Genomic DNA, 17361 nt, shown 5'->3' with positions numbered 1-17361 from the left:
AAGGTGATCTCGCCGAATTGATGGACCGCCTAGACACCCACTCCACGACCGGATCGCGTCCTGAGCGCGTCCTGGGCGATGTCGTCGACCTGCCTCAAAGGCGCCGAAACCCCCGCTGAGCGGGGGTTTCGTTTGTGGGCCCGGCAGGACTTGAACCTGCAACCAACGGATTATGAGTCCGCTGCTCTGACCGAATTGAGCTACGGGCCCGACACCCGGATACTACGACCCCTCACCCCGCCAACCACAACCCGTCCTGCAGGCCGCTGCTACCTCGAAATCACGGGCGCCGGAATGTACCGCCGACGTGGGCAATGGCCACATCGCACGGCGCCGTGGCCAGAACCTCCTCGGCCACGGTACCGAGCAGCACCATCGAGTCGTCCGACGCGCCGCGAGTGGCGACGACCACCAGGTCGGCGCTGCGCTGCCGGACCACCTCCTGAATGCTCTGACCGGGTGGACCTTCCATCACGAGCGTGCGAACTCGATCGGCCCACGGAGCGACGAAATCCTTCAGAGCCTCGCTCGCTTCGGCCATCCGTCTCGACCGGCTCATGACGAGATCGGCATCTTTGAAGCCGGCCTCCCCGAGGAACGCATCGAACCTGACCGGCAGCGAGTACACGAGGGTGATATCCGCCTTCGGCGCCAGCTCCAAAGCAAAGCCAACGGCCACAACCGACGGCTGCGAGAGATCGACGCCGACCAGCACCCGCCGGTACGGCACCCTCGGCTGACGGCGCACTGCTATGAGGTGCGAGCGCGACTTGCGGGCAATTCGGCGCGTCATCGGACCGACAGACGCCGGATCGAGTGATGAGGTACCTGCCACGACGAGGTCGGCATGGCGCGCCTCGCTTGCCACCACTCTCGCGGGCGGACCCACCGGGAGGCGGATGTCGATGTGGACATCCGTTCGTTCACGAAGCCACTCCGCCAGATGCTCGGTCGAATCTCGCCGCAGCACCTGCATCGCGGTCACTTCGGCCTCACTGAGGAACACATCCTCCAACGGCGGGATGGCGTGCAGCAGGGTCAACTTGGCGTGATGCTCTTCCGCAATGATGCGAGCCCGATCGGCAACGCGACGACGCAACCCCGACAGATCAACGGCCGCCACGACCCGGCGCATCAATTCCTCCACTCGGTTTCAGTACAACTCTACTGATCCCTGAGACCGACCTCGATCTAACCGACACCGAAGCGTCGGGCCAGCAACAATGTCGGCAATCGAGGAGGGAATTTGGCCGGGATCGCCCTGTTGGGCTTGGTGTTCATAGGCTTCCCCGCGCTCGCCCGGTGGGGAGCAAAGAGGTGGCGAGTGCTCGAGTGGGCCGGTCCGATCGTGCTCGCATACTTGTTCGGTATTGCACTCGGGAACCTCTTCGATCTCGACACCGACTTCGCTACGACCGTCAGCGAAGCCATGGTCTTGCTCGCCATCCCTCTTCTGCTCTTCTCAACCGACGTGCGGAAGTGGTTGCGTATCGCCCGACCGGCAATGATCTCGTTCGGCCTGGCGGCTATCTCGGTCATGGTGGTGTCGGCCTCGTCTGCCTGGGTTCTGGCAGAGCGCCATCCGGAAACATGGAAGATGGCCGGCATGACGGTCGGTGTCTACACGGGCGGCACCCCCAACATGAGCGCCATCGGCGTGGCGCTAGACGTGACGGATGAGACTTTCGTGTTGATGAACGGCGCCGATGTTGTGCTGTCCGCCCTCTACCTGCTGTTCCTGATGACGATCGCCCGGCGGGTGCTCGGCCGATTCCTTCCACCGTTTGATGACGCCACCCTGGGAATCGATGGTGGGTTCGAAGAACCGCTCCCATATGGGTGGCGCCAGGTGATCATGTCGCTCGGCCTGGCCGTCGTAGTCGGCGGGGCCGTTGCCGGTTTGCTCATTGCGATCACCGGGGAGTTGCCGGTGGCGGCCGTCATCCTGGGAATCACAACGCTCGGGTTGGCCGCCTCGTTCGTACCGAGGATTCGTGCATTGCCGGGGACCTACGAAACCGGCGAGTACCTTCTGCTGGTGTTTGCCGTCGCGATCGGAACGCTCGCCAACATCCGCGAACTCGCCGACTCATTCTCAACAGTATTCGTGTTCGTCGCCGTCGTGTTCGTTGCTTCCATCCTCCTGCATTACCTCCTGGCCCGGCTGTTTCGCATCGACACCGACACCGTCCTGATCACTTCCACCGCCGCGGTCTTCGGACCGGCGTTCGTCGGGCCGGTGGCTGCTGCCATCAGTAACCGCAGGATCATCGTGTCCGGCCTGGCTGCCGGTGTGCTCGGCTACGCAATCGGCAACTATGCCGGCCTGGCGATCGCCTACCTCGTCCAACCCTGACATTTCTCAGCAATGCTGTGGACCGCTACGCGCCATTGCATTGCGGAGAAAACCACTGGAACTTTCTGCGCAATGCAGTGGACCACCACACGTCGCTGCATTGCGGAGAAACTCAGGTGGAGTAGAGGCCGTCGAGCATCTGGAGAACCATTTCGTCAACCATCGTCGGATCGGGCAGCGTCGTCATCATCCCGTACAGGGCGGCCTGGCCTTGCTGCGAGGCCGCCGGGTTGCGCCGCACCTGCTCAACAGATGCGCTCAGGTCGGCGAGGAAATCCTCGGCAACGTCACCGTGCGCCGGCGATGTCACCATCACGTGCAGCGAAGCCGGAGCAATCTGCCGGTCCATATGCCAGCCCCTGGCCTCCAGCGCGTCGCCGACCGCGTAGATGTCCACGTCGGTCGAATCGGACTCGAAGGCGAACACGCTTGCCGGTGGGGTTCCGAGGACGCGAACCCCATCGATCGCACTCACGCCGTCGATCAGCCGGTGGGCGGCCGACATGATCTCCTCGGCGATGGCCAGGTATCCATCCTGTCCCATCGCATTGAGCGCCGCCCAGGCCGCCGCGATCGCTCCGCCGGGCCGCGTGCCTGCCATTGATGGTGAGGCATAGATCCCACCCGGCCAGCCGGTCGTGACGTGGAACTGATGCCGCCGGAGTTCGGCGTTTCGATACATCACCGTCGAAGCGCCCTTGGCCGCGTATCCGTACTTGTGCACGTCGGCCGACATCGACGTCACGCCCGTCACCCTGAAATCGAATGGAGGGATCGGATACCCGAGACGTTCGACCCACGGCAGCAAGAAGCCACCGAGACAGGCATCGACATGCATGCCGACCTCCCGCTCCATCGCGACAGTGGCGAGTTCTTCAATCGGATCAATCATGCCGTGCGGGTAGTTGGGGGCCGAACCGACCAGCAGCACGGTATCTCCAGTAACCGCCGCTTGCATCGCCGCTACGTCGGCTCGCAGATCAGGAGCGATGTCCACCCAGATGGGCTCAACGCCGAAATAGTGCGCAGCCTTGCCGAACGCGGCATGGGCCGTCCGCGGAAGAATCATGTTCGGATGCTCGATACCTTTGGTTGCCCTACCCCAATCCCGGTAGGTCTTGACGGTCATCAGGAGGCTCTCCGTCCCGCCCGAGGTCATCGTCCCGGCCACCGCCGCATCGCCGTTGAGCATCGTGGCGGTCATCCGCACCACCTCAGCCTCGAATTGTCGAAGGGATGGAAAAGCGATCGGATTCAACCCGTTCTCGGAGAAGAGCGTGCCGTACGCCTCTTTGAGGAATTCCGTGTGTTCTTCGGATGCCTGGTACACGAGGCTCCATGTGTGCCCGGATTGCCAGTCGGCATCATCGATCCGCAGTGCCTGCATATCGCTGAGGACCTGCCGGCGGGCAACTCCGTGTTCGGGTATCTGCATGTCGCTCCCTTCCGGGTAGCGACGTTAGCTGGTATGGGACCGGGACACCGCGATCGGCGCAGGAGCGGACCGGAATCCCGAGGACACCTACACCGACGCCGTTCGGGGGATTTCGTCGGCGCTTGCCCCGCACGGTCATAACTTCCGGGGGGGGGTTCTCCCTGCCTTCCATCTAACCCGTTCAGGAACTGAACGATACGTCAGGGACGGTAGGTATTGACCACCGAGTTCTGGCCACCGTGGGGGTTGTCGACGTAGCCGTCGGCTTCGTCGTCGGTGATCCAGATCCCACCACTGGCCAGGTACCGGAACTGAATGTGCCGGTCGACGGGAAGGCGTAACCGTACCCGCCACGCACCTTTGGCGCGCCGCATTGGGGTAGCCACCCATTCGGTCGCATCGCACAGCACCGAGACGCCGTCAACGTCAACCGGAAGGGAGAGCTCGAACGCGACTTCGACCTCATCTTTCGTCTTGAAGAAGCGCTTCGTGATCATTGTCTCTCCACACCTGGATCATTCGGTTGCGGGCAACCCCGTTCGTGACCAGAACAGTACTCAGTGCGCTGGCCTAGCGGCACTCAACGACACGGACTCACCGGACAAGCCCGGGACCTCTCAGCGCCCGAATCCCGATTCGTTCTCTCTGAGAAACGCGCGTAGACGGCCGATCGCTTCGGGTGGGGGTTCCACGGAAAGGTGATCGCGCACGATCGCCTTCAGGCGGCTCTCGAAGTCGTAGGCACCCGAACAGTCCCGGCATCTCCGCAGATGGCGGGCGACGCGCAGCCTGGCGATCCACGTGATCTCACCGTCGAGGTAGAAGTAGATCTGAGCGATCGCGTGTTCGCAGCTGCCGTTGTACATCCTCGTTTACGCGCTCCCGATCGAGCTTCGTTGCCGTCCAAGCGTTGACAACCGCCGATGCAGAGGATTTCTTCCAAGGAAGTGGGATGGCCCGCAGCGGCGCCCGCCGCTAGCCGCGGCGGGCCGATCCGGCGCCGCCTGTTTCATACCAGGCGTTGAGCCGCCGAAAACCCTCATCCAGACTCACCACCGGCTCCCACGAGAGGGCCCTCCTGGTCTCTCGCTGGTCGAACCAGTGGGCCGTTCCGAGCTGCTCGGCGAGGAAGCTCGTCATCGGGGGGTCATCTTCCCTTCTCTGCCGCTCCCAGATCCGCTCCACGACGAGTCCGCTGGTACGAGCCACCCGGTAGGGAACCTTGACGCGGGGCGGCTCCAGACCGGCGGCGAGAACGATTCTGTTCAACAACTCGCGAACCGGGCGTGGCTGCCCGTTGGTGACCACCAGCGCTCTGCCTCCAAGCTCCGGAGCCCGGTCCAAGGCGGCCACGAGGGCATCGGCGGCATTGTCGACATAGGTGGTATCGATCAGGGAAGCACCGGAACCCACGATCGCCAATCGGCCCCCTCGGGCCCTGCTCACAATCCGCTCCACCAGCTGCGTGTCACCCGGCCCCCAGATGAGATGAGGCCTGATGGCGACGACCGCCAGGCTCGTCGAATTGGCGGCCTGCGCGATCAGTTCTGCCTGTGCCTTGCTCCTGGCATAGTGCCCCCGGGCGCGATCGGGATCTGCGGGACCGGCGGCTTCCCCGACGAGCGATCTGCCTGCGTGGGCAACCGACGGAGACGACACGTGCACGAACCGGTCGACCCCTTCTGCACTGGCGACATCGAGGGCGTTCCGTGTGCCGATGACGTTGGTCGATTCGAACTGCTGCCACGATCCGGTCACCGTCGCTCGGGCAGCCAGGTGGATGACCCCCTCCGCCCCGGCCATGGCCGCGACTACCGCCGCACGGTCTGCAACGTCACCAAGGTGTTCGGCAACCCCTAGGTCGGCGGGTCTTCGCTGGAAAACCGTGACATCGTCTCCGCGGCCGGTCAGCCGGCCCACAACTACGCGTCCCAGCAAGCTCGTGGCGCCCGTAACGAGAACTCTCATATTCGACCCAAGCGGCCGCCGGCCAGTACCTGCGCTGCCCAACGGGCGACCCGGGGACGATCGATCTTGGAGTTGTGACGCTTGTCGACGGGAAGTGACGGGACCGTCAGGACCGCGGCTACGTCGATCGCGCCGACCCGCGCTCTGACCCGATCGGCTAGATCCTCATCGGCCAGATCCGGACGCCGGCGGCCGGCCACCGGAACCACCACCACGACCAACTGCTGCGTGCCGGCCGGACCGATCCCGACTGCAGCCGCTTGCGCAACATCGGGAAGAGCCGTCACCGAATGCTCAATCCCGACCGGAGTCACCAATCCGCCTGCAGTCGTCACGATGTGTCCGACCCTGCCTTCAATCCACAGGCGGCCGGCGTCATCGAAATGGCCCACATCCCCGCTGCGGTGCCAACCGGCCGGTTGCGACGCCAGTTGCTGAGTCATCCAGAGGCCGTCGTAACCGTCCCGCATGTGCGCGGCCCGGATGCAGACTTCGCCTGCGACGCCGCCGGCGTGGGTAAGGGTGCCCGTCTCCTCAGCGCCGGAGCCGAAGGGGCTGATCGCCACCTCGACACCTCGAACCGGATGTCCGACACATACTCCATTTCCCGATCCGACCGCCTCGATTTCCGTCAGGCTGATGTCCGCGACGGGCAGAACCTCGGTCATGCCGTAGGGAGTGCGCGCCTGGGCCCGCGGCATCAGCGCGACGGCTCCGCGCAAAACGTCGACTTGAACCGGTGCCCCCGCCGACATCACCAACCGGACCCCCTGCATTGCGGCGGCTCCGGCAGCCGATACCCCGTCTGCCGTCAGCGCAGCATTGGTCAACGCGGCGGGAGAGGCGAAGACGAGCGTTGCCCGGACTGCCTGCACGGCCTCCGCCAGTGCTCGAGCGGTGAGGCTGCCCGGAGCAGTAACAACCATGTCCGGCACCACGGAAGTTATACCCATGGCGGGCCCGAACAGGGCGAACGGCCCGAACGCGGCCACCAGGCGGTCATCGCTATGGATCCCGTATAGATCGACGAGGGCGTCACGCTGGGCCTGAAGCTGGTGGTGCCGATACGCAACTCCCTTGGCAGGCCCCGTCGCGCCGGACGTAAAAGCGATCGCCGCCTCATCGACGGGCTCCGGCATCGGCGGAGCCGGGCGCCGTTTGCCTCGGCTGCGCAGCTCATCGAGGGTCGCCCGCACATCAAACAGACGGACGAGAGCCGGCCCCAGCGGTGCGGTTGAAATCCGCAGACCGGGCCAGCCCAGCGTCCGGGCGGCGGCCAGGGCACGGGGAACCCCGATGAGGTAGTCCGGGTTGGCGGCTGCGAGTGCCCTGCTCATGCCACGGGCACCGAGACCGGCATCGGCAACCACCACCACCGCCCCAATCCGCCAGCAGGCGTAGAGAGAGACGGCCAGGTCGATGCCCGGTGGAACCAGCAAGGCGACCCGATCGCCTTTCTCAACGCCGAACTCGGCGAGCCCGGCAGCCACGCTCCTCACATCCGAATTGAGTTCTGCAAACGTAAGGGATGCTTCTGCTCCGCCGGAACCCATCTCGACGATGGCCACGGCGGCATCTTCGCTCCGCCGGTCGAGGGCGGCCCAGAGCGGTTCTCGATCCGCGATCGGTGTAACCGGGAAGGGCGCACGGTCGAGCCCCTGGACCCAGGTGGAAATGGCACTTGCGACATCGGCGTCCTCGGTCACGAGGTGACCGGCACCCTCGAATCGATGAATCTCGGACTTCGGTAGCCGGGCAACGAGGTCGTGCAGATAGCGCTCGGAGAACACCGGGTCGCGTGGGCCCCACAGAAGCAGCGCCGGAACTTCGCCAAGTTGGTCGAGGCCGGCGGCAACCTCATCCAGAGGCCGCCGGGTCGGGTGATCGTCACTCAGCGGGATGTCCTCGACGAAGGCGCCGATCCCCGCTCGCCGGTCGGAAGTGCGGTACGGAGCTTCATAGGCCTCGCGGATGGACGTGGCAAGGCGAGGTCGAGCCAGGGCCAGGGCTCCCCGCAGAAAGGTCGGAGTCGCAACGCAGGCTTTCTCCAGGATCCCACCGGCCCGGACCATGCGGATCAGCCGGGGTGCCGTCAACCCGCCCGGTTGGTGCACGGCCGTGTTCATCAGCACGATTCCGGCCATCTGATCGCGATGGCGCTCGGCCCAGCCCAGAGAAACCGGACCACCCCAGTCGTGGGCGACTGTCACGACCGGTCCCTTCAGTCCCAGTTCCTCGGTCAGTGCACACAGATCCTCGATCCGCTGCTCAAACCGGCGAGCCGTCCCGGTCCGTTCCGAGAAACCCATGTCGAGCTGATCCGGCGCAACCACCCGCACCGTTGGCGGGGCGCCGGCGATCAGCTCACGCCAGAGATACGACCAGGTCGGGTTGCCGTGCACACACAGCAGGGTGAGGGTCGGATCTTGCGCACCGTTGTCGAGCACGTGCCAGGTTCGGCCGGCTCCGTCGAGGCCCGCTGTCGTGACGAGCCGCGACCACCCGGGTTCGAGACCGGCCAGGCCGGACGGAGGAAGTGCGGCCGGCGACGTCGAACCGGCGGTCACCAGACCAGTTCAATCACCGATGCATTGATGCCGGACCCCATCCCCATCAGGAGGACTTTATCCCCGGCCAGGAGTGAGTCGGCTTCCCGGGACAGAGTGATGGGAATCGACGCCGGGCCGACGTTGCCGAGGTACGGGAACGTGAGCGGAACCTTGGCCATGTCTATTCCCAGGTGCTCACACAGCATCGTCGTGTGCACCAGTGAGATCTGATGGACGATGTAGCGGTCGACCTCCAGCCAGCCCCGCTCCTCTGCATCGATCCAGCCCAGCTTGGAGACCTGCAGTCCGGCATCCAGAAGACCTCTGGTATCCGTACGCATCTGGTTCATATCCCCGATACACAGGTTGTGGTGACTCGTGTCAGCCCTGGCCACCCCACCAACCACCTTGTGGCTCCCGGGGTTCTCAGAGTGCCGTCCAACGACTGCGGCGGCCCCTCCCGAGCCGAGCGTCAGCGATGCGAATTCGGCGAAGAGGTCGGCCATGGTCGCATCGGGACTCGAGAGCCGTTCCAGGGTTCTCTGCTGAATGAGGCGGCTGCCCTCGCCGTCGACGATCAGGGCATAGTTGATCTGTCCGGCGTCGATCATGTTGCCGGCCACCTGGAGTGCATTGACGAACCCGAGGCAGGCGTTGGAGAGGTCGAAATTGAGACACCAGCTGGGGAGATCGAGCGCATTGTGGACCGTGACCGCGGAAGACGGTTCGAGCCGATCGCGGCAGACCGAAGTGTCGATCAGCAAGCCGATCTCTTCGACCCGGACGCCGCTGGCCTCGATCGCCTTTGCTCCGGCTGCGGCAGCTGCATCGGTGAAAAGATGCCCTTCGGGCCACCAGCGGCGCTCACGGATGCCGGCGAGGCTCTCGAGAAGTCCCGGTTGAGCGCCGACCCGCTCGTAGGTCTCGGCAAGGATCTCGTCGAATTCTGCGGAAGTAACCACCTCCGGTGCATCCACATGAGCAACGGAGACAATGGCAGTGTCGATCAGATTGAAGGCGGCGTTGCCGGACATCAAGGGTCTTTCGGGAGGCGGGCAAAGGCGATTGTCGCAGAATAGGGGCCTCCGCGACCAATTTCGGCCGACTGCATGATCATTTTCGGTTCAGGGCTGAGCCCGAACCGCTTGCTTTGCGCATTTCGGGTCGACGGCACGTTGTCTGATTGACGCCTGCAACCGGTACCATTCGGCGGTGCCGATGAGCCGAATCAACAGACGCCGACTCTGGCACCGCTTTCTTGTCATCTGCGCGCTCAGCGCCGCGGCCGTTGCCGCGCCCCTTCTCGATCTCTACGGAAAGAATCCAGAGGTCTTTGTCGCCAATCGAGCCAGCAAGTCGCAGATCGTTCTATTTGCGCTGATGATCACGTTGGTTCCGCCGCTCATCGGTCTCCTGTTCCTAGGCTTGGCAGAGAAGATCGGATCCCGGACGGCCACCCGCGTCTACATAACCTTCGTAGGGCTGGGCGGAGCAGCGCTAGGTCTGGTGATCAGCCGGCAGGCGGTACCGGACGGCACCGTCGGCGCGATCATTTTGACCCTGGTGATCGCCTCGGTCTTGATCATCCTGCGCAAGAGAATCGAAGGAACACTGGTTCTATTCTCGCTGGCACTTCCGGCCGTGCTCGTTCTCTTCCTGGTGTTCTCCGCCACGTCCCGGCTCATCTGGGAACAACCCGCCGCCGCCGCTTCGATCGACACCAGCCGCGTCGGTCAACCGCATTCGATCGTCTTCATACAACTCGATGAGTTCCCAACCGCCTCGATGATGAACATGGACGGTTCGATCAACGAAACGCTTTTCCCGAACTTCGCCCGTCTGGCGAATTCCGGCACCTGGTACCGGAACGCACTGTCCGCCTCCATCGCCACAACGCAGAGCGTCCCGGCCGCGCTGACGGGACGTTTCGGAAGCAAGGATCTCAGCCCGTCGGCGATAGACCATCCGGACAACCTATTCACCCTGCTAGGCAGCGCCTATGAGATGCACGTGATCGAATGGGTAGCCGACCTCTGCCCGGAAGATGTATGCGAGGACTATGCCGGGAGGGCCCCGGCCCGATTCGCCTCGCTGGTCCGCGATACGGGCGTGGTGTACGGACATCTCTCCCTCCCCGCCGGGGCACGTGACAACCTCCCCAGCATCGACAACACCTGGAAGGGGTTCCTCGGTCAGGAGAACAACCCATCGGCGTCACCCGTCGCCGTCGACGACTTTCCCGTTCCCAAGGCCGGTGTCCGAAGCGAGTGGATCGACTGGATTCAGCGGATCATCAATGGTGTTACCGAAGACGCCCCACCGACGGTCCACTACGCCCATCTGAAATCCCCTCATGTGCCCTGGGTCGTCAACCCGTCGGGAACCCACTACGAGCGGCCGGAGCAATACAGCGAGGTCGACGGTGTCCAGGGGTCGGGGTTCTGGGATGTCGACCCCAACATCACCCGGCTCGGTTTCCAGCGGCACCTCTACCAGCTGGGGTTCCTCGATACGATGCTCGGATCGCTCTTCGACCGACTGGCAGAGACGGGCAGCTGGGATGATGCCATGATCATCGTGGTGGCCGACCACGGTGCCTCATTCGTCCCCGGCGAGCACAGACGGTGGCCGTACGAGAACAACCGCGATGACCTCTACCGGGTTCCGTTGTTCGTGAAATACCCCGGCCAAACCGAAGGAATGACCCGGGATGAGCCGGCCTTCACAATCGACATCCTCCCGACCATCATCGACGCCCTGGACATCTCCAGCGACTGGGAGCTCGACGGCATGTCGTTGCTGGACATCGAAAGCACCGACCGCCCTCACACGATCATCCACTGGTGCTGCAGCACGGAGGGCGCGAGCACCGACGTCTCGGTCCTCTTCGAGCAAGTCGCCCGCAACCACCAATGGGTACCCGGTCAGGACAGTTGGACGGAGATCGCCGCGGTAGGGCCATACCGCGAACTCGTCGGCACACCGGTGGTCGAACTCAGCCCGGAAGCCAGCGACGAGGTGCGCTGGTCGCTCGATCACGCCAATGCACTCGCCTCGGTCGATCGCCGGTCCGGCATGGTCCAAACCCTGATCACCGGCCGGCTCGAGCTGCCCACCGACGTTGAAGGCGACGACATTCTCATCGCGGTAAACGGACGGGTGGCGGGGGCCGGATTCATCTCCCGGGACACTCCCAGCGGTGGGCAGATCCGGGGGCTCGTCGCAGAAGATCTGATGACGGACGGAGCGAACGAACTCACCATCCTCGTCCCGATACCGGACGGTTCAGGATGGCTGACCGGATCGGCGGACGACGTGAACCTCGAGTACATCGCAGACGACGGGCACGTGCTCGCACTGCAGGACGAGGGCAACCGGCGTCTTCAGGTGGACGAGGTGACGAGAACCGAGTCCGGCTGGCACGTGGTCGGTTGGGCGGCCGATGTCAGCCGGAAGGTCACCGCCGACCGGTTCTACGTCTTTGCCGGCGACTCACTCGTTGCGTACGGCCCACCCAATCTCGACAACCCGAACGTTGTGAGGTGGTACAAGAGTGACGATCTTCTCCGGTCGGGATTCTCATTCGAGATCGACGCCGGCTCGGTGCCGGATGGGCTCGACCGGTTGACGGTCGTAGCGGAATTCGGGGATTACGCGATCAGCGATCCGGCGACCTTCAACGACTGACCTCCCGGGGATGCAGTTCGAACAGCAGGCGGGTGTCCGACCCGAGCTTCCGTTCGTCTCTGATCTCGAAGAGGCCGGCGATGATCTCCCTGAAGGCATCTTCATCCCGTCCTTCGTGAAGCTCCTCGGCCAGCTTGTTGCCGATGAGCTTGGCGACCATCTCGTCTGAAGGTGAGACGAACTCGACCACAACCGGGCAGTCGAAGCTGCGCAGCCACTCCATGACCCTGCGCGGTGGGATGCTGGCCGAGTAGATCAGATGGTGGATGAGACCGTAGGCGATAACCAGGTCCGGGCGGGCCCGTTCGAACAACGATGGGCGTTCCGCACCGGCCCATCCCTGCGATGGCGATGGATTGGCGAGGTCGCCCACCACGATTGACAAGGCCTTCCCGGTCCCACGCCGGTGCAGGTGGTCGAGAACGGCCTCGTCGCCGTCGACCGCGATGGCGTGTGCGCCACGGCCGGCCACGATCTGAGAGAAGTAGCCGTCGTTGGCCCCAACATCGAGCACCCTGCCGGGTTCCACGCGCTGAAGGACGCTCTCGAGGAACTCGCCCTTGGTGGCCCGATCCCGCTCCACATGGGTGCAGGCGTGGTAGTCAGACCATCCGTCATCTTCGGGATCCCACTGCAACGATTCGACGAGGCGGCGGAGTTTCCTCACGTTGGCGAGGATCAAGTCGGCAGAGAATCCGGCCCGCCTGAGATCGTCGCGAACCGCCTTACCGGACATCCGCTCCTCCATCCGCGCCTGGAGCACCACATGGAGGAGAACGCGGGGTTGGATTCTTCGCCACCACGGCAAGAGGCTCCGCATATGGGCGGCGGTCGGACCTTCCATGTCGCCGCGCATCCAGGGTTGAAAGGGAACACCACTCCAGGCCCGCAGCATGAGTGGGAAGAGGAACTGCCTGGTGAACTGGCGATAGCCGATCCACGGCTCACCGGGTTGATATCGCTCGAATGATCCGATGTCGATGAACATCGGACTGCCGTCCACGAACTGAATATTGAAGGGAGTTGCATCCTTGATCGTCAATCCGGAACCGAGTGCGCCTTCCAGCAGATCCAACTGAAGGAGTGCGGCGTCCTTGAGCATCGAAAAGGTCCACTCGTACGGGTAGGTGATCAAGGGCAGGCGAGGATGCTCCAGCGCGCCGGCGGCGCCTGCGGGTGGATCAACTATCTCGGTGGAGGCAATGATCTTGCTGTCTGTAACCGCCCTCTCGAGGAAGTCAGTCCCGGCCAGTGCCCGCCAGGCCTCGAGACCGCGCTCGTCGAGAGTGCGCAGGACTCGCGTACCGTCGATGAAGATCTGCGAGGCCGGATCGCGAAACGAACCCGGGTCGGCGGAGATCATGCGGTCGTCAGGACCCGAGTGGGGTCTCGTCCACCGGTGCTTCTACTTCTTTCTCCAGCTTGGACAACTGACGAGAAATCGAGAATCTGCTCTTCCACGCTTTGAAGGCGACGGCGAGGCCGGCGAGGCCTCCAAGCATGGCTTGCAGCAGCAAACTGCCAGAGCCTGGATCCAAGTATCCGACGATCATCGATCAATACCTCCTGAAGCGAGCGGCAAAGCCGCGTCGCCGCCATTGTCGTCCAGTTCGCCGAACATGCCAACCTCGCGCTGCTCCTTTTTGATTAGCATGGCTAAATGCCTTTGGAATGGAAGACTCGGTGAACGGCGCTCGAGAAGAAGCGGCCGGGTCCTTGTGGCTGTCCGTCGCCCGCCTGGCTCGCCGTCTTCGGCAGGAATCGATGGGTGATCTCACTCCTTCCCAGCGCTCGGTGCTGGCGACGCTCGACCGGCGGGGTCCGCTTCGGATGGGTGAGCTGGCGTCCATCGAGGGAGTTTCACGCCCGAGCATCACCGGCATCATCGGCAGGCTGGAAGGGAGCGGGCTGGTGACCCGGGAGCCGAGTCCGGAAGATGCCCGGTCAACAATCGTGCGACTGACGGCACCGGCCCGAGAGATCCTGGACACGACTAGCCGGCGGCGCAGCGCGTTCCTGGCGAAACGGATGACCCACCTGAGCGACGAAGAAGTGGGCACCCTGGCCAAAGTCGCCGTTCTCCTCGACAAGATCGCGGCCGGCGAATGAGCAGGCCCGTCTGGGTCAAGAGAGCTTTCTCGCCGTTGGCCATCCGGAATTTCCGGCTCTATTTCATCGGCCAGACGCTTTCAATGTCGGGGACCTGGATGCAGAGGGTTGCCCAATCGTGGCTCGTGTTGGAACTGACGGGAAGCGGAACGGCTCTCGGCCTGGTCACCGCGGTTCAGTTCCTGCCCATGCTCATCCTCGCCCCCTACGGCGGCGTCATCGCCGACCGGTTCAACAAGCAGCGTCTGCTTCTGATCACCCAAAGCGCGGCGGCGATTCTGGCCTGCGCACTGGGGTTGCTGGTCGTCTTCGATGTCATCCGGCTCTGGATGGTGTACGTCCTGGCCGGCGCGCTCGGTCTCGTCTCCAGCGTCGACAACCCGACGCGACAGACTTTCGTTCCCGAACTGGTTGGACGTGAGAAGCTCACCAGCGCCGTGAGCCTCAACTCGGTATTGGTCAATCTGGCGCGTGTCCTCGGGCCGGCGGCAGCCGGGGTTCTCATCGTTACGGTGGGGTTGGGACCCTGCTTCCTGGTCAATTCAGGAACCTATCTGGCCGTCATCGTTGCTCTTATCCTCATGCGGGCCGATGAGCTGCAGACTGTGGCGCCCCAGCCGCGCCGCGCCGGGCAGTTGCGAGAAGGGCTGCGGTACGTCGGGGCGACACCCGCCGTCCTCACTCCCCTCCTGATGATGGGTGTCGTCGGCATGTTCGCCTATGAATTCCAGGTCATACTGCCGCTGATCGCCAAATTCACGTTCGGGGGCGACGCCGGAACATACGCCACGATGTCCGCCTGCATGGGCGGAGGGGCGGTCGTCGGGGGCCTGGTGGCGGCGTCTCGTCGTACCCGTCCGGCGGTTGCCCTCTCACGTACGGCGGCAGTCTTTGGCGTTACCCAACTCATCACCTCGTTCGCTCCCAACCTCGTGACCGTCTACGTGGCCCTGGTTGCGCTTGGAGCAGCCAGCATCACCTTTCTGGCCCTGGGAAACGCCACTCTTCAGCTGAGCGCCACCCCCGAGATGCGTGGACGTGTCATGGGATTGTGGGCTGTGGCGTTTCTGGGGTCGACGCCGATCGGAGGTCCAATCATCGGTTGGGTCGGCGAGAACGTCGGGCCGCGCTACGGACTCGGTCTCGGTGGAGTAGCAACGCTCCTTGCCGCCGCGTTCGCCTACCGTAAGCTGCTGACCATTGGACCAACCGTCATTCAAGTCGCCGGTACGCCAGCCCTAAACGCCAAGCTGGGCCCGTAGCAGTACGGCTAGCCCGCGTCCGTCGAAGTCTGGCTGCGCGCACGACGGGGGACGGGTTGCGGCCGTCTTATGGGGGTGAGCTGGGTACGGCCTCAGTGTCAACGGCGACTCCCAGACAATCGGACGCCAATCCTGTGGTGGGGATTCCGGAGATTCTGACGGTGGTTTCTACACCGGATGAGACTTCAATATCAAGCGAGCAGTAGCGTTCGATAGGGTCGGCCGGGATGTGTCTGTTGAACGGTGCCAACGTACCGGGATTCGCCAGGAAGTGGATCCGATAGAGGCCGGGTTCCAGCCCGGCCGTCTCGTCCCACAGATACGCCCCTTCGCCCCAGGACTCGGATAAAACCCAGGGCGGCTCATCTCTCCAGTTCGGCGGATGCACGAAGTCTGTTCCCGAGTAGGGGTCGGAGTCGATCATCGTCCAAAACGCTCCACCTACCAACTCGTTGTAGCCATCGGACGACGAGACTACGGCCAACAACCGATACCCCTCGACTCCTTCCCAACCGTCGATGGAGAGCGCGATGGTTGCGGGAACGGGTTGAGTGAACGGGGAGGGATGGATGGTACGGGTGATGCCATCGAAACTGGTCAACTCGTCCTCCGAGACGGTCCACAGAGTCCCGTCCGAGGTGACTGCCGCCTGGCGGTCACCCACCGGGGAATCGAACGGGTAGGTCGTCCATCCGGTGTCATCAAATCGTGAATATCCGTATGGGGGGAACCCATAGTGGACTGCCCACACCGTGCCGTCGATACCGGTGGCTATCACAGCATCGTTGGACAGCAACCCATCTGCCATCGTGTAGGTAGTCCAGATCGTGCCATCAAAGGCAGCAACCCCTGCCGCCTCGGTGGCCAACCAAATGGTGCCGTCCGTCCCAGTCGTGACCTGCACTACGGTGTCGCTGGGAAGGCCGTCCTCGGTCGTATGTCGGGTAAACCCGGCACCGTCAAAAGAGAGCACTCCCCCGCTGTGATGGTCGGTAGCCGCCCACACCACACCGTCGTCTCCAACCGCCAACGAATCCGACCACAGTGACTCGTTCAAATCTGTTGGAAGGGGCACCGAGTAGGAACCCCCCTCGTATCCGTCGAACACAAGCAGCCGGTCTTCACCCACCGACAAATAGACGGCGCCTTCCTCCGAAACCACCAGATCACCGATGCCGCCTTCCAGCTCGGGAACATCGTCGGAGGTGAACACCGTCCACCAACAACGCCCCCAACAGCCATCAAGACGCGCCACCCACCAAAGCCACCGTGCACCGAACCACCCTTCCAAGCGTCCGCCGAACTGCTCATCATCCGCCCGGGATACGGAAGACCCGGCCACCCACAACACTCCATCGGAGCCGATGGCGATTTGTTCGATATTCCGACCCGGAAACCCGAGACCCGGACGCCCGCCCTCCAGACCTGTCCCGCCGGGCAGGTCCTCCACGTCGATCAGAGTCCACTCGCCTGCCCCGTCCAGCCGGGCAACCCCCACCGGTGCCGCCACATACATCAAGCCATCCGGCGAAACCTCAACATCGTTCACCTCATATACCCAGTCGAGTATGCGAGATTCAAACTGCCCCGCTACCTCGCCGACCGGCGACGGGCGTCTCCCGACGGTGGTCGACGTCGATGAAGAAGGCGGGACCGGCGGCAGCGTGCTCGGCGCGACGTCCTGCACGTCATAACCCTGAGATAGTGCAATACCCCCCACAACAAGAACGACCAACCCCGCCAACAGCAGCCCTCGAAGACTCCCCGGGCCGGGCGCTTCGCCATCGATCAGCACCACACGAGGAGAATTCGCATCCGCGCTACGGCGCCCGTTTGCCGAATCCAAGATCACCTCTCACACCATCCTCATTGCCAGAGCAGAGTTGGCCTAGAGGCCAACGACCCCTCTCGTCCGCGACGGTTGAACGCCGGTTGCGCACTACGGCCCAGAAGCCGTCATGAGCAATGCCTGTACCGGGTGGTCCTTCCGGCGTG

Annotated in this window: 14 protein-coding genes and 1 tRNA gene; 4 read left to right on the top strand and 11 right to left on the bottom strand. The window is 63.7% G+C overall.

Annotation, left to right across the window (positions count from 1 at the left end; all coding sequences use genetic code 11):
• Positions 1-135: 135 nt before the first annotated feature.
• Positions 136-210, bottom strand: a tRNA-Ile gene (locus P1T08_12205).
• Between the two features lie 70 nt (positions 211-280).
• Positions 281-1135 (bottom strand): universal stress protein, encoded by an 855-nt coding sequence (locus P1T08_12200; GenBank protein ID MDF1596831.1) that lies wholly within the window; start codon positions 1133-1135, stop codon positions 281-283.
• A gap of 111 nt (positions 1136-1246) precedes the next feature.
• On the opposite strand from P1T08_12200, the gene P1T08_12195 reads away from it, so the two are divergent.
• Entirely contained in the window at positions 1247-2356 is a 1110-nt protein-coding gene (locus P1T08_12195; GenBank protein ID MDF1596830.1) for a DUF819 family protein, read from the top strand.
• A 112-nt stretch (positions 2357-2468) separates the two neighbouring features.
• Here the strand turns inward: P1T08_12195 and P1T08_12190 are convergent, their stop codons facing one another.
• The 6 genes from P1T08_12190 to P1T08_12165 form a co-directional block, all read right to left on the bottom strand.
• Entirely contained in the window at positions 2469-3791 is a 1323-nt protein-coding gene (locus tag P1T08_12190) for an aminotransferase class V-fold PLP-dependent enzyme (protein ID MDF1596829.1), read from the bottom strand.
• Between the two features lie 200 nt (positions 3792-3991).
• On the bottom strand, positions 3992-4288 hold the full coding sequence (locus P1T08_12185; protein MDF1596828.1) for an isoamylase early set domain-containing protein: 297 nt from the start codon (positions 4286-4288) through the stop codon (positions 3992-3994).
• Positions 4289-4408: 120 nt separating this feature from the next.
• Entirely contained in the window at positions 4409-4657 is a 249-nt protein-coding gene (locus P1T08_12180; protein ID MDF1596827.1) for a zf-HC2 domain-containing protein, read from the bottom strand.
• A gap of 109 nt (positions 4658-4766) precedes the next feature.
• Positions 4767-5759 (bottom strand): NAD-dependent epimerase/dehydratase family protein, encoded by a 993-nt coding sequence (locus P1T08_12175; protein ID MDF1596826.1) that lies wholly within the window; start codon positions 5757-5759, stop codon positions 4767-4769.
• Positions 5756-8326, bottom strand: coding sequence for an alpha/beta fold hydrolase (locus tag P1T08_12170; GenBank protein ID MDF1596825.1), 2571 nt, complete (start codon positions 8324-8326; stop codon positions 5756-5758). The genes P1T08_12175 and P1T08_12170 overlap by 4 nt, the downstream gene beginning before the upstream one ends.
• Positions 8323-9342 (bottom strand): 3-oxoacyl-ACP synthase III, encoded by a 1020-nt coding sequence (locus P1T08_12165; protein ID MDF1596824.1) that lies wholly within the window; start codon positions 9340-9342, stop codon positions 8323-8325. Before P1T08_12165 ends, P1T08_12170 begins: the two co-directional genes overlap by 4 nt.
• A gap of 184 nt (positions 9343-9526) precedes the next feature.
• On the opposite strand from P1T08_12165, the gene P1T08_12160 reads away from it, so the two are divergent.
• Positions 9527-11995, top strand: a complete 2469-nt coding sequence (locus tag P1T08_12160) for a sulfatase-like hydrolase/transferase (GenBank protein ID MDF1596823.1) — start codon at positions 9527-9529, stop codon at positions 11993-11995.
• Here the strand turns inward: P1T08_12160 and P1T08_12155 are convergent.
• On the bottom strand, positions 11985-13358 hold the full coding sequence (locus P1T08_12155) for a class I SAM-dependent methyltransferase (GenBank protein MDF1596822.1): 1374 nt from the start codon (positions 13356-13358) through the stop codon (positions 11985-11987). The two genes, P1T08_12160 and P1T08_12155, sit on opposite strands and share 11 nt — an antisense overlap.
• Before the next feature lie 7 nt (positions 13359-13365).
• Entirely contained in the window at positions 13366-13548 is a 183-nt protein-coding gene (locus P1T08_12150) for a hypothetical protein (protein MDF1596821.1), read from the bottom strand.
• Between the two features lie 130 nt (positions 13549-13678).
• Between P1T08_12150 and P1T08_12145 the strand changes: the two genes are divergently transcribed.
• Both P1T08_12145 and P1T08_12140 read left to right on the top strand, forming a co-directional pair.
• Positions 13679-14104, top strand: coding sequence for a MarR family transcriptional regulator (locus P1T08_12145; GenBank protein ID MDF1596820.1), 426 nt, complete (start codon positions 13679-13681; stop codon positions 14102-14104).
• Complete coding sequence (locus P1T08_12140; GenBank protein ID MDF1596819.1) at positions 14101-15366, top strand: MFS transporter; 1266 nt, start codon at positions 14101-14103, stop codon at positions 15364-15366. The genes P1T08_12145 and P1T08_12140 overlap by 4 nt, the downstream gene beginning before the upstream one ends.
• Positions 15367-15433: 67 nt before the next feature.
• On the opposite strand, the gene P1T08_12135 is transcribed toward P1T08_12140, so the two are convergent.
• Complete coding sequence (locus P1T08_12135) at positions 15434-17161, bottom strand: hypothetical protein (GenBank protein ID MDF1596818.1); 1728 nt, start codon at positions 17159-17161, stop codon at positions 15434-15436.
• Positions 17162-17361: the final 200 nt, after the last annotated feature.

It is taken from the genome of Acidimicrobiia bacterium (assembly GCA_029210695.1).
GTDB lineage: Bacteria > Actinomycetota > Acidimicrobiia > Spongiisociales > JAHEDJ01 > JAHEDJ01.
Note: the sequence above shows the minus strand (reverse complement) of the source record. Positions and strands in the feature narration are given on the sequence as shown.

Coding starts and splice junctions, on each gene's coding strand:
- P1T08_12190 (MDF1596829.1), bottom strand. CDS start 3,791: ATGCAGATACCCGAACACGGAGTTGCCCGCCGGCAGGTCCTCAGCGAT.
- P1T08_12150 (MDF1596821.1), bottom strand. CDS start 13,548: ATGATCGTCGGATACTTGGATCCAGGCTCTGGCAGTTTGCTGCTGCAA.
- P1T08_12160 (MDF1596823.1), top strand. CDS start 9,527: ATGAGCCGAATCAACAGACGCCGACTCTGGCACCGCTTTCTTGTCATC.
- P1T08_12180 (MDF1596827.1), bottom strand. CDS start 4,657: ATGTACAACGGCAGCTGCGAACACGCGATCGCTCAGATCTACTTCTAC.
- P1T08_12155 (MDF1596822.1), bottom strand. CDS start 13,358: ATGATCTCCGCCGACCCGGGTTCGTTTCGCGATCCGGCCTCGCAGATC.
- P1T08_12165 (MDF1596824.1), bottom strand. CDS start 9,342: ATGTCCGGCAACGCCGCCTTCAATCTGATCGACACTGCCATTGTCTCC.
- P1T08_12175 (MDF1596826.1), bottom strand. CDS start 5,759: ATGAGAGTTCTCGTTACGGGCGCCACGAGCTTGCTGGGACGCGTAGTT.
- P1T08_12200 (MDF1596831.1), bottom strand. CDS start 1,135: ATGCGCCGGGTCGTGGCGGCCGTTGATCTGTCGGGGTTGCGTCGTCGC.
- P1T08_12140 (MDF1596819.1), top strand. CDS start 14,101: ATGAGCAGGCCCGTCTGGGTCAAGAGAGCTTTCTCGCCGTTGGCCATC.
- P1T08_12185 (MDF1596828.1), bottom strand. CDS start 4,288: ATGATCACGAAGCGCTTCTTCAAGACGAAAGATGAGGTCGAAGTCGCG.